Below are 12976 nucleotides of genomic sequence, written 5' to 3' on the forward strand. Positions count from 1 at the left end.
CATTGGCTGAGACGGAAATAGCGACTCAGATTTAATACAGGTAACTGCCGCGATCGCGCTATGGTCAAGGAAAAGCGTTTTAATCCAGATTGCGAAATTCACCTGTGCATAGCAGAGCCTGGCAAAAGTCAATCAGTATTGAGGAGACCTGATCATCTACTGGAACGTTTGTCTGGGAACGCCGAGTAAAGAACTCATGCGACATCGATAATTCATCCTTATCTGGTTCGCGATTGAAACAGATTAAGAATGCGAGTTTCACTTGTTCCGACGGATCAGCCGTTCTTTTGTGAATCCGTGTCGCCAAAGCCGTAGCACGTTCCTGAATGAAAGAGCTGTTCATCAGATACAGAGCTTGCGTCGGAACATTGGTTGTCTCCCGTTGACCTGAAACCAGACTCGGTTCGGCGAAGTCAAACAGGTCCAGGACGTCAGGGAGGCGATCACGGATGACAGGCAGATACACCGACCGGTGGGTACTTCCGTCAAGATCCCGTGGAAGCCGCTTGTCGATTCCAATCAGAGCGATCGGTTTGTCCCCGATGACTCGACCAACGAGAGAACCATCCGGACGTTTCAAATCAAGTTCTCCCGAGGCGGCGAGCATGGCGTCGCGGATACTCTCTGCCTGGAGTCGTCTCTTGGAGACTCGCCACAGAAATCTGTTGTCTGGATCGATTTGAAATGCGTCGGCGCGGTACTCCGAGGCTTGACGGTAGGTGCGGGACAGGATGATCTCGCGAACGCAGGCTTTTAAAGACCAACCGTTCTTTATCAGTTCGACTGCGAGTGTATCGAGCAACTCTGGATGGCTGGGAGCCTCGCCGGTGACCCCAAAATTATCGACCGAGGCCACTAAGCCAGCTCCGAAAAGCTGGTGCCAAATTCGATTGACCTGGACGCGACTTGTTAAAGGGTGATCGTCTCTGGTGAGCCAATGAGCCAACTCCAGACGACCGCTTCGATCACCGGGAAATGAAATGGTTGTGTTGCTTCGGAAGATCGCCGGAACCGCGCGGGGCACCTTCTCTTTTGGCTTACCAACGTCGCCTCGTTCAAGCAGAGGGGAATCCACAATTTTCTCGGCATCTTGCACACCCATCGTGAGTGGCAACGCTTTTCCAGTGTCTGAAACTTTTTCGAGTTCCCCTTCGATGCGGCCACTTGACCAGAAGATCCTTAACGCATCTTGAATCGTGACTTCACGGCTCGGCTTCTTTCCGGAGGCAATATCCTTCACCGCGGCATCAATTTCTGCCTGCTCGGCTTTTAGTGCAGCTAACTCCTCCTTTAACTTTGCCACACGTTCAGCAGGAATTGACGCGTGCAGGACGACTTGACCGTCGAGTTCAGGAAGCTGCAAAGGGTCCCCGCCGATCCGGTTCGATGGAGAAACAGCTGTTCCAAAGAAGGTTTTTGTGCTCGCGAAAATGCCTGCGAGTGCATAGTAATCCTTCATCGAGATCGGATCGAATTTATGATCATGACAACGTGCACAGGCAACTGAACTCCCGAGGATGGCACGGGTGAGTGTATCAATTTGCTCATCGATTAAATCGGCTTGAAACTGACGTGGGTCCGTGGAGTCGAGGTTCTTAGGCCCCACTGCCAGAAAGCCTGTCGCGATCAGAAGTCGCGCATGTTCTTCTTCACTGTCATAAGGCAGCAAATCCCCTGCAATTTGCTCTGTCAGAAAGCGATCAAAGGGGATGTCCTGATTCACACTGTCGATCACATAGTCGCGATAGCGCCACGCGTACGGAAATGAAATGTTCGCTTCCGTTCCGCTCGACTCAGCGAATCTTGCCACGTCGAGCCAGTGCCGTCCCCAACGCTCGCCGAATTGTGGTGACGCAATGAGACGATCAACCTCGGCTGCGAGCGCCGCTTCAATTCCAATACTTTGAATCTGAGACAAGAAATGAGTCAGCTCTTCCGGCGTGGGCTGATACCCAATTAAGTCAAAGTGAACTCGTCGTAAGAGCGTATGAGGTGCTGCATCGGGCGATGGATTCAGTTTATGCTGCTCCAGAGTCTTCATAATGAATGCATCAAGTGGCCGTCGTCCCCACGTCTGATCTTTAACGACGGGCGGAGGAACCGCGACCGGTCGCCGATAAGCCCAGAAGTCCAGGTTGGCCTGAATTCCGTTTTGAGAGGCGTGCGCCGCCTCTCCATGTCGTGGGTCCGGTGCCCCCATTTCGACCCAGCGTTTCAGATCCTCAATGACATCGTCCGGCAGACGCTCTCGCTTGGGAGGCATCCTCAGATCAGGATCCGCATGGGAGATGGATGTCAGCAACCAACTGGCAGAGACATCGCCCGGCACAACAGCAGGGCCACGTGTTCCACCGCGCAGCAATCCCTCTCGTGAATCGAGCGTTAACTCACCTTCGGACGTTCCCTGACGCTCCGCATGACATTCGTAACAATGATTGACCAGAATCGGGCGGACTTTACTCTCGAAGAATGCGATTCCCGCTTCCGAATCGACGGTGCGAGACGTGTCATTCGCCTGAACATTCACTGTCGCGCAGATCGAGAGAGTCATCAGGATCAAAGGAAAGCGGCTCTTCATCGGGGCGTTCCATTCGCGAATTTGAACGTGATGACCGGCATCAATGGTCGCTTCACAAGGCCTCAGGTGATTCATTGAATTCCGGCTGATAATCCGGTGACGGCAGTGTCTGAATCTCAATCGGCGCCCCGGGCGCGAGATGCGAATCCAGCTCATATTGGGAATCATCAATCGTGCCGCTTTCCAGTAACGTGAATGCTACCGTTCCATTCGGCTGCCCATTCTTGACGGTCCATAGAACCAGGCGGACGAGGATATTCGAACGTGTATCGATCTCGAGCAAAGCGTTGCTTAGAAGCGTGTGCGTACGCTTAGGTTTAAGTTGTGCCCAGACGAGTGTTCGCTTGCTGCCAGAGGCATCGGATGAGACACGTGAATTGAGATCGAAGTCGACCAGAACTTGATTCATAAGCTGAGGAACGCTCATCGAATTAATCTGGCAGATCTGAACAATAATTTCAGGCAGATTTTCAAATTGATTACTAAATCGAATCCCCTTCTCCCGCGATCCAGTGATCCAGACTGAGCCGTTCGCCTCACGTCCCAATTTGAATTGAATGTCGCCAATCGCACAGTCAGACCAGAATCGATCCCCCCGTGTCCACAGACGAGTGAGAGACGGACCTTCCAGTTTATTATTCTGATTCCATGTCCGTGGATCCGGATCGAACCTCACGCGATAACAATAATCGATGCCCTTGGCATGCGTGCTCTGGACACCTTGCAGTACGGTCGCCGCATTTGCGGTGGGATTGTCGAAATACCGGCCACACAGAAAAGCGACTGCCACAACAATCGCCGCTGTACCCCACCACGAAGCAACTCGACGCCAGGATGCGGAAGCGTCAGGACAAACATGAGGCGCGAACTGCGGCGTGACACAGGATTCAGCAAAGGCGCCCGACTGCTCACTCAGAATTCGATGAACGAATACAGAGGAATCAAATTGGGCAGCGTTCCGTTCCAGATGTTCAAGAACCAGACCATCAATGACGGGGTGTTCGTCACTCTCCCGATTTGTCATTTGGTGTCCTCCTCAAGATACGGGCGGAGCCATTCCGCAAGGCTACCCCTGGCCCGATGCAACAGCACGCGGGCATTTCCATGACTGATATTCAACATGTCTGCAATATCGACGAGTGAGTGCCCGAGCGCACGAAGTTCGAGCGTGGCACGTTGTTCGACTGGTAAGCGTTCCATGCAGGCTTCGATTGCCGCTTCCAGTTCCTGCTTCATTGCCAGTTGAATCGGTTCTGCTGCAGACGGATCGGCTAAGGGATGCCCCTTTGCTTGTGTCGCCTGTGGCAGTTGATTCAGACTGACTTCGTGATGTTGTCGCCGCGTCCAATTAATGCAGGCGTTCGTTATGGCACGATAAAGAAGTTTCGTTCCATCATCGCGTAAGTTGTAATCTTTCGCTTTTGCCAGAAGACGTCGGTAACAATCCTGAACAAGATCTTCAGCGACGTCTTTGTGGCGAACGAGAGTCAATGCATACCCCAGCACCTGCGGCGCCGATTTCGACACCCAGGCTGCGAGTTCTTCGTCAGCGGATTTTGATTGAGCCATCGGGATCTGCTGTTTGATTGCGAACCTGCATTCCGATGTTCAGTATCATCCAATTGCCCATCCCGAAGATAAACACACGGGCTAGAGGATTGTTACAGAGAATTTTCAGTTTCTGCAGAAACTCCAAATCTTCGATCGGAATGCCGGTTTGAATGTAGTCGGTCTCTCGGCGGATCTGAGTTTCTCGTGCGATGGCGGATCGAAAACACCCGTCTCTGTTAATCCGACGAACGCTCAGATCTGGCTGGAACCTGATCTGAGCGTTCGTATTCCCCAGATCTCACGAGTTGGAATGATGAATTAATCGAACACTGCACGACGAATGGCGACGTTCGAGCCTGAGCGAACTTCGTCGCCTGTTCGAAGATCACAATGATGCGTTTTAAATGATCCGCTATCATGGCCTCCCGGAAGTACAGTGATGCGTGAACGCCAACCGGGAATGACTTTCTGTCGAATGGCGGAAGACGCCGGACCTGATGTCCTTGATCCCCCCGGAGGCAATCCTCCTCCATATATGCACACACAGGAAGAGGAGCCGTTCCTGAACCTCAAAGGGGAAGTATTCCGGGAAGTCTCTCCTCGATACGGGATCGAGATCAGAGTTCCAAAGCATTGAGGAATGAATTGATATGACGACCAGCAATTACCAAATCCGCCAACTGGTGGACGAACTGCCGCTTCCTGATTCAGGAAAGCAGAGCCTCGTCCTGACTGATGATGAAAAGGCCAAGGTTATCTTGTTTGCCTTTGCTGTCGGAAGCGGTCTGGCTGAACACGTCGCGCCATTGCCAGCAATCATTCAAATTATTCAGGGTGAAGCCACCTTGACCGTAGGAAGCGAAACTGTGAACGGCAGACCTGGAACCTGGATTCAAATGGCTCCCAAGACACCGCACAGCATTCAGGCCGAAACGCCGCTCGTCATGCTTCTGACATTGTTAAAATGAGAAACGACCTTTAAAAAAGGTCGTACCATGACCTGCTCGGCCAATCGCTCCTGCCGCAGAGATCTATCACTTTACCTCGAATCTGAATCCGATGCGTGTCCTCGCCAACAGAGAGGGAAGCGAACAGCGGGAAGGTCTTTCACAAACCGATGCGGTTTAAGACACATTGCTTACTGAACAAACCCGTCCGTTCCCCCGCGGTCAAACCATTCTGCGTCACGGGTCGATGGTTGCAGGTCATATTCCAGATTCAGGGTCGTGAAGATCTCCCTGAGATGTTGAAAACTGCCGTAGGAATCAGGGCGAACGATCACTGCAAGGTAGTTTTGCCCCGGACGGAATCGTGACAGTTTCTGAACGATCTGCCGCTTCGATTCCTCAGTCTGATTAAGTGGAATCCCGGCAACCGGATTTGGAGTTGTGATACTGCCCCTGGTCTCGTTTGATAAAATCAGAAAGTCATCCGTATTCAATCCTTCACGAGTTCCATCCGATGAATATCGATGCCAGATGTAAAGCCGATTGTATTGAAGGACAATGATTATCTGCCTTTTCAATCCTGCAGTACGAACGATTGGCATTTCGAGCGTCTTACGTCGGGAGTCTCGTTGGGTGAAAAGTGTCTTCTTGAGATCTTCGATTTGGAGTTGAATTGTGTTCAATCGTGATTGATGATCTTTTCTCTCCTGAGACATTTCCTGAGCATGCTGCGCTATCACCTGCAGTTTCTTGTGAACCCCAGCGAGGCTTGTTTTGAGACTCGCATTCCGGTTTATCTCTTCTTGATAGTTTCCGAGCGTTTCCTTCAGGTCATCTGACGTCAGCTTCGAGATCGTCCCCATTTGCTTTTCAAGGCTGGACTGCAATCGGAGTTTTAATTCACTGTCTGTCGCTAGCTGATGGCTTATGGCGAGCACTTCAGCTTCTTGTGCAGGACTTGGTGCGGCTTCTGGATTTCCACTGATCAGCAGCAACAAGACGACCAGCAAAGCGATGAAAATGATCCCGCCGAACGTATTGCAAATCGTGTCCAGCAAAAGATCAAGACTATTTGCAGGGGGAGAACGTCGTCGTTTCATTCGCCTGCTCCTCGTTCGGGATGGAGCAACTTTGTCTTCGAATCTGTAATGTCATACCCATATGAAACGCGGGTTTTATTAAATGACTCCGAGATCTTTGCGAAGTTCTCGACACCGTCTGGTCTAACGAAGAGGAAATAGTAAGAATTCGACGAGGCTGCGTTTGAGCTTCTCCATTCCAGAAATGCGTCTGCGACTCGCTCTGATTGAAAAAAGCCTTTTCGAGACGCCGTAAATGAACGCGGCTTTTCAGTCTTACCAATGGGAGCGACTTGAATTCTTGAAGCAGAGACGTCGACGATCCACCCTTCCCTTCGATCACCGCGCGATAAGAAAAACAGGGGGCGGTTTTCTCGTGATTCGTCCTGAATTTCATTCGCGATCTTGGCTTGCTCCCGTTCTGCGGCTTCAACCTGATCTCGCATTTGTTTCAGTTCCTGGCGTTGGATATTCCGTTCCACTTCCTGGATTTCGTGTCGATTCAATTCTGCCTGCAGTCGCTCCATTTCAAGGACCAATAGATTGTTAGCAGTCTGAAGGTGCTCAATCTGTTCATTCCGTTCGGAAGATGACATCTGAGCCGCTGACTGAATCAACTCTGTTGTCGTTGCGATCTTTTGCTCCAGAAGCTTGATTTCTTCTTGAAGCTCCTCGCCCTGTTCCTGAAGTTGTTGAACAGGGCTCTTCGAAGCTGCTGCAGAGAGTTCCGGGCGCTCGATTAATTCAAGGCACAGCAGCAGGACAATCATGATCATGATTCCGCTGGTGGACATGATGATGTCCTGAAAGAAGAACAGCGTGATCGCGGAGCCAGATTTTCGAGAACGACGACTCATTCTTCTCCCTTAAGTTCATAAGGAGTCAATCGCAATCGTCCCACGATATTTCGAGTACAGTATTCGGCGCAGTCATCGAGGAATTCTTCTTCCTGCTTTTTGATCTGGTTCAGGAAAAGTTGAACGATGAGAGCCGCCACCAACCCCTGTAACGTCGTCTCAAAGGCGATGGCAAGACCTGCTGTGACCCCTTGAAGCGAGGATTTGATCTCCGAGAGTTGCTCGGTGGTTGCCAGAACGTCACCAAATCCCCCGATTGAGATAGACAGTCCCTCCACTGTGCCAATAAAGCCGAGTACGGGAATCGCCCAGACGAACCCATTAATAATGGAATAGCTGGTTTCGACAGTCGATTCATCCTGCTCCCCTTGAGATCTCAGGATTTCATCAAGATCCGCGATACGCCCTAGATTCCTCAGGTTCGACAGAGCAATCTCAATTCGGTTGAGGAGAATGAATTGTCGCGGCTCATCCACAACCTGATGGAGCTTCTTGGTCACTTCACCGACTGTGATTGGAGAAAGAACGAACTCCGGATTCTCCGGTAACAGCGGAAGTCGAAGGGACTTCCGTTGCAGCCCTAACTTAATTGACTTAAGTACGAGGATGGCCATTGCCCAGAAAAAGAAAAACACAATTGCATAAGGAACTCGTCCTCGTTCAGTGAACATTTTTGCAACGTATTCATCATGAAATGGAATGAGTGCAGCGTAGAACAGGCATGTTGTGATCAGCGCTAATAAGAAAGAGCAAAAATTATTGACTCGGGTAAAACGTCCGCCACGGAAAAGAAGTCTCTGTTCCGGGTCAGAACGATGCCACGAAAGTCGAGGGCCATTTTCAGAGAGTACTGTGCGATTTGTTGACATTGAGTTTAGTGACGAGTGTTGTAGCGGGCATTAAAGGACGACGGACTGGTACAGAGGAATACGATTCCTTCCACGAAGGACACGAATGCGGGAATGAACGTCCAGCAGAACAGGACGTAAAGGATTCCCAGAAGCGTGTTTCCCAAGTAAAAGTGATGGATTCCTAATCCACCGAGAAGCAGGGCCAAAATGGCCGCCACGTTGCGATCTTTGCGGTTTTCCGGTTCAATCAACTCTCCGAGATTCAGATGCCTGACCTGGTATCGGTTTCCACAACGCGGGCAGAATTCACCTCCAATAGGGTCCTGCGTCCCGCATCTCAGGCAGATTCTTTGCAGTTCCGAGGAAGGAACGGATGGCTGGCGGTGGACTGCTAGCTGATGATCGAAAAGCTGAAGCTCGGGAACCGATGATGCTGGAACCCAGTCCCGATAACCGTCTTTCCACACGAGATCGTCCGGATTTAATTTTCCGGTAGTGAATTGGCTTTTAAGTTGAGGCAGAGCTAATGGGCCGACTCGTCGCTGCCCTTCAGCGTAGTACCATCCTTCGCCGGCGTCGTCGCTGATAGTCGCGATTGCATGAGATTCTGCTTCACCAAGAAATTCGTCAACTGGTTTCCATGACTTACGATCCTGCGAAATCAACTGCTCCGAGTTGAGCCGCCCTCTGGCTTGCAGCGAATCCAGTTGCTCTCGGTTGAATGGTCCAAGAGTCTTCCCCTTGGATTTCAGGAAGTAATGACTATTCATCAAAATAACCACCCGATTTTGTGCCGTGTGAATGCCCATTTTCCTGGGCGATACGTGCTGGAGCAGGATTCATTAAAAACTGACAGACATCAAGGAAAATACTCCCCGAGACAAAGATCAGGTATGCGACCAATGGAACGATGCCAGCAATCAGTGCATGAATGACTCCGAGTTGACAGAGAGAATAAATCTCTTCGGATGACTTGCTGATGTCATCCGCAAACATCGCTGCGAAAGCTGCGATGCCGAAACCTGCGGCAGCCAGAATTGAACTGATCGCAAAGGTGAACGAACTGACTCTGACGAAAAGCTTCAAGATAAAAGAAAGAATTGCGATCCCTTCCTGTCCTGCGCGGGAACTGGAAACAATCTCCACGTTCATCCAACTCGTTTGGAGGAGAAAGCAGGCAGCCATTCCCAAAACAAACAGAATTTCACCTGCGAGAATGAACAGACCGACTTTAATGTCAAACTTGCTTTCATAGATTCCAAGATAGAGCAACGAGCAAAAGCACAAAATTCCCGTTGAAAGTAACACGACCGACGCCATGTTGACCGGGGCTGGCGATGAGATCTGGTTCGGAGTGGTTCGAATCAGTGCATCACCGGCTTGAAGAGAATGAATTCCGATATATTTAAGGACGGAGATGACCAGCATTATTCCCAGTCCGGCAAACATGAATTGGACGGAATCAAGCTTGATTGACAGCGTCACAAAAAACATCAACTCCAGATACATGGCCAGAGTCAGGCTGAAACCGCCAGCCGCGGAAAGCGAACGGACGAACTGTTGTAATTGCGTCGCTGCAAAGTGCACTCGCAGCTGCTGTAACACCAGACTCCACAAAAACGTCTGAGACTGACCCGGAGTGTTTTCATTGGCCAGTGAGCCTGCACTTCTCTGGCGTGAAGATGAACGCGGTGACGAGATCAAGCCAGGCTGATCTCCAGCTGGAATCCATTCCACCAATCCAGAATGCCAGACCATGTCCCTGTGTGTCAGCTCTCCCCGTGCGGCCAGTTTCTTCAGATCACTGAACGTAACCGGCCCCTGCTGCTCGTCTCCTATGGCATAGAACCACTCTACCGATTTTGAACTGGGAGAGTCTTCGGGAACGGTGGCGGATGTCGAGGAGTTGCTTTGCTTCGCGCCTGCTGGTTCTCCAAATAACTCGACCAAACTGGTCGCCGGAAGCCAAGTACGACGATCGACAGAGACTTCATGATCGGCATGCAACCGGCCTCTCGATCGCAATGAGCGTAGCTGATCCTGACCAAACGGGCCGAGGATCTTCCCGCTGATGCGAACAAAATGTCTAGGAGAGTTAAGGTCGGACATCGATCTTCTCTAATAGCGGACAGAAGCAATTCTGATTAACGAGTCATTGAGACTGGCGAAGTGCGTACTGGCCGTTTTTGTACTGCGAATACTGGACGTCCGGGTGCCAGGAATTCTGAATTCCCAGGCTTGAACTGCACCTCGCCATTCGCAATTTGACCAATCAATCTCCATTCGCTGGCCGTCGCACCGCTGGGGATGAATGCAACCAGCAGATCACAGTCAGCCATCGATTGTGTCTTGTCCACATGACAGGTCCACTTCGGACCAGCTTGAAGCCATCCCACCATGGACACTGACTGTGTCATGGAATCCAGAAAGTGAGCTCGTTGCCGATCGGCGTCTTTCCAAGCGTCCCCCAAGTCCTTCATGCGTCGAAAATGCGACAGGACCTGCTGTGAGTCGTTGACTGCCCGTTTCCCATCAGCATCGTCTGGATTCATCCACCGTGCCAGAGGGTTGATTGCAGCTTCTTGCAGTAACTTGAGATGCGGTTCGAGCTGTTCCTTAAGAAACACATCACCATTTGCTGACAGTTCGAGACAACGTTTCAACAAGTCAAGTTTCAAATAGTCGTTCAATTCTTTGTCATCAAGAATTTTGGTGCAGAGCTCCAGACAGAACCCGTTCCAGCCTTCCGGTGGAAGCGAAGTAAGTTGCTGCTTCACGAATTTCGCCAGCAGTTGGCTGGGCGAGGGGGACGCTTCCTTAGAGACGAGTTCTTGCGGCTTAACAAGCTTCTGAGTGTCTTGGTCTTCTTCTCCATAACCAACATAGAATTGAAAATTCAGCAGTCCTGTGTCGGAAACAGTAATAGCCTTCGGAACATAGAAGACACGATCATCCTTTGTCTTCAGGCACCAGGACTTCTCGATCAAAGCACTGGAAAAGATTCGTAACAACCGTGCCTGCAAGCCTGCCCCCGAGCCGTCAACATGGCCGGTAATGGAAATGACAGCTTCGAGCTGGTCTGCATAGCGTTTCACAAGAACGGAATCGGGAGCACCAGCATTCTCGGAGAGATATTTTCGACACTCGCTAATTCGCTTCGTCATCTCTGTCAGGTCGTTTGGCCACGTTTCTTTCCAATTGGTAATCTGACTTGACCAAAGCAATGCCGACTTCCAGTACCGGTCTTCTGCGGTCCGCTCCCGGTAAAGTTCGGCAGCCTGCTCTTGTTTGATTGCATCAGCAAATTCCAAAAGTGCCGATGAATACCGACTCACTGCGTTACCAGAATCGAGGTCATGTCCGGCGATAAAAGAGCGCGACGTCAAGTCTTGGAATCGCTGTTCATAAACCAGACGTTGCTTGCGAAGTTCATCCAATTCTTTTCGTCTGGCATCAAGCAGACGAATTTGACTCGAAAACTCTGGACGCATTTCAGGCGTCTGCTGTTGTAGCTCACCAATAACGGAGGCGACCTTGATCAATGATTCTCCAACCTGAGCATCCCCTGGCCCGCTTCCCATAGAGTCGTCGATTTTCTGCAGGAGATTTCCAGCTTGCAGAATTGACTCCCCAAGAACAGCTTCCCGAGCGGCCATCAACTCGTTGTGTGTCTTCTCACGCTTCCTCTGAAGATCGCTGATCGCAACCTTGTCACCTGGAGTCGTTGCTAACTTCTTGGCTTGCTCAATCGCAACCATGGCCTCGCGAAATGACTCAGCATCCTGAGCCGTTGCGAGGAGGGTCGTTAACTGACCTTTTCGATCAGCCTCCTTTTTCAAATCTTCGTTGACACGAGACTGCAATTCAGTCAGCCGATCCCAATGTGTGATATCAGTGCGCGTTGCGAGAAGTTTCTGAGCCTCCTCCCATTGCTGATGATCGAGGAGATCCTCAACCTGCTGGGCAAGTCGATCAACTTCATTTGCATTGACCTGATTTCGGACGAGAAATCCAATTCCCACTGCGATTGCAACGACCACTGCGAGCGCCGTTCCCATCTGGAGCCGATGAACACGTGATTGGCTTAACTGGATGGATTCACGCCGGTTCTTGTAACGAATCGCCAGAAGCTCAGGGAGATCGCGGTCAAGACGTTGTATCTCGTGAACTATCTGATCCAGATCTTCCAGGCTGGATGTCTGGTCCAGCTCCGCTTCCATCTTCGCGATCAGATGTTGATACTGCTTCTCCGCAGCCTCTCGAGTTTCTTCATCATGAACCCAACCGAGGACCGGTGCCACCTGCTCCAGCAGCGGACTTTGAAATCCTGATCCCGCTTGACGCAGCATTTCCTTCCAGCGAGTAGATAGACCTTTCGCACGGGGAAAGTCTAATTCCCCAAAGGCGTTATCCAGTTCAACGGCAAGCTCTTCCAATTGTTTTTGAGCGGATTTGCGTGTCAGTTCGCCAGCGTTGGCCTTGACCATCTTTATCAAAGACGCAGGAGGTGTCTCAAGCCAGTCAGTACCGGCGATCTCTTCCTGGAGCTGTTTCAACAACCCCAGGTCTCCAGATCGTTGCGCCATTCTGGCGCCGTCAGCGATTTCCTGAAAGCGGGCCTTCTCGAACTCCCGAACATCCTCCTCCCAGGACGGTGTTTCAGGATCGGCCAGCTGGAGTTCACGAAGCGTCGACAACCTCATATTGAGTGGAGCACGGTGTAATGCCAACAACCGATGCCGAGACATGAGATTCAGCAACGGCAGCTCAATTAGCTGCGCTTCCTTGAGCTGCTCAATCACCCTCAGTTGCAGGGGCTCGCTTCTCGGGAGGTCGTAGATCGCAACAACGTCGGCCCATTCTTCCTGTTCAGGGAAGTTAAGAATACTGACCAGCTCTTCGATATCCGGCGGACCCTCAGCCAGCTGAATTGCTTCTGACCGTAGACCATTATCGAGATAAGACCCAATCTTGCGCACCCGTTGATTCACTTCTCGGCAAGCAAGCGAGTACTCCCGAGCAGCGTTCTGCAATTCTTCCGTCAGTTCACAGCTTTCGGATTGGAGCGCATACCGGATTTCATCGACGATTTGCTGATAATCTGCCATTGGAG

The 12976-nt window shown here is 51.0% G+C and carries 11 protein-coding genes; 2 read left to right on the top strand and 9 right to left on the bottom strand.

What is annotated here, in order from left to right; genetic code table 11:
- Positions 1-79: 79 nt before the first annotated feature.
- The 3 genes from SH527x_RS04250 to SH527x_RS04260 are packed head-to-tail and all read right to left on the bottom strand — an operon-like array spanning position 80 to position 4147.
- Positions 80-2653, bottom strand: coding sequence for a PSD1 and planctomycete cytochrome C domain-containing protein (locus tag SH527x_RS04250; RefSeq protein WP_437193402.1), 2574 nt, complete (start codon positions 2651-2653; stop codon positions 80-82).
- Positions 2631-3602, bottom strand: coding sequence for a hypothetical protein (locus tag SH527x_RS04255; RefSeq protein ID WP_437193404.1), 972 nt, complete (start codon positions 3600-3602; stop codon positions 2631-2633). The genes SH527x_RS04250 and SH527x_RS04255 overlap by 23 nt, the downstream gene beginning before the upstream one ends.
- The gene (locus SH527x_RS04260) at positions 3599-4147 is read right to left on the bottom strand and encodes an RNA polymerase sigma factor (RefSeq protein ID WP_437193406.1); all 549 of its coding nucleotides are present in this window, start codon (positions 4145-4147) and stop codon (positions 3599-3601) included. Before SH527x_RS04260 ends, SH527x_RS04255 begins: the two co-directional genes overlap by 4 nt.
- A 421-nt stretch (positions 4148-4568) precedes the next feature.
- Between SH527x_RS04260 and SH527x_RS04265 the strand changes: the two genes are divergently transcribed.
- Together SH527x_RS04265 and SH527x_RS04270 are read left to right on the top strand one after the other, a co-directional pair.
- On the top strand, positions 4569-4766 hold the full coding sequence (locus SH527x_RS04265; protein WP_437193407.1) for a hypothetical protein: 198 nt from the start codon (positions 4569-4571) through the stop codon (positions 4764-4766).
- Positions 4767-4779: 13 nt separating this feature from the next.
- On the top strand, positions 4780-5097 hold the full coding sequence (locus SH527x_RS04270; RefSeq protein WP_437193408.1) for a cupin domain-containing protein: 318 nt from the start codon (positions 4780-4782) through the stop codon (positions 5095-5097).
- A gap of 170 nt (positions 5098-5267) precedes the next feature.
- Here the strand turns inward: SH527x_RS04270 and SH527x_RS04275 are convergent, their stop codons facing one another.
- The 6 genes from SH527x_RS04275 to SH527x_RS04300 all read right to left on the bottom strand — a co-directional run bounded on the left by SH527x_RS04275 (position 5268) and on the right by SH527x_RS04300 (position 12971).
- Complete coding sequence (locus tag SH527x_RS04275) at positions 5268-6176, bottom strand: hypothetical protein (RefSeq protein WP_437193409.1); 909 nt, start codon at positions 6174-6176, stop codon at positions 5268-5270.
- Complete coding sequence (locus SH527x_RS04280) at positions 6173-7012, bottom strand: hypothetical protein (protein WP_437193411.1); 840 nt, start codon at positions 7010-7012, stop codon at positions 6173-6175. Before SH527x_RS04280 ends, SH527x_RS04275 begins: the two co-directional genes overlap by 4 nt.
- A complete protein-coding gene (locus tag SH527x_RS04285) occupies positions 7009-7683 on the bottom strand; it encodes a MotA/TolQ/ExbB proton channel family protein (RefSeq protein ID WP_437193412.1) in 675 nt (224 codons plus the stop codon). Before SH527x_RS04285 ends, SH527x_RS04280 begins: the two co-directional genes overlap by 4 nt.
- A gap of 203 nt (positions 7684-7886) precedes the next feature.
- Positions 7887-8633, bottom strand: a complete 747-nt coding sequence (locus SH527x_RS04290; RefSeq protein WP_437193413.1) for a GYF domain-containing protein — start codon at positions 8631-8633, stop codon at positions 7887-7889.
- Positions 8626-9972 carry a GYF domain-containing protein gene (locus SH527x_RS04295; RefSeq protein WP_437193414.1) on the bottom strand — a complete coding sequence of 449 codons (1347 nt, stop codon included), beginning with the start codon at positions 9970-9972 and terminating at the stop codon, positions 8626-8628. Before SH527x_RS04295 ends, SH527x_RS04290 begins: the two co-directional genes overlap by 8 nt.
- A gap of 35 nt (positions 9973-10007) precedes the next feature.
- Complete coding sequence (locus SH527x_RS04300; protein WP_437193415.1) at positions 10008-12971, bottom strand: hypothetical protein; 2964 nt, start codon at positions 12969-12971, stop codon at positions 10008-10010.
- Positions 12972-12976: the final 5 nt, after the last annotated feature.

The organism is Planctomicrobium limosum (assembly GCF_051465645.1).
Classification (GTDB): Bacteria; Planctomycetota; Planctomycetia; order Planctomycetales; family Planctomycetaceae; genus Planctomicrobium.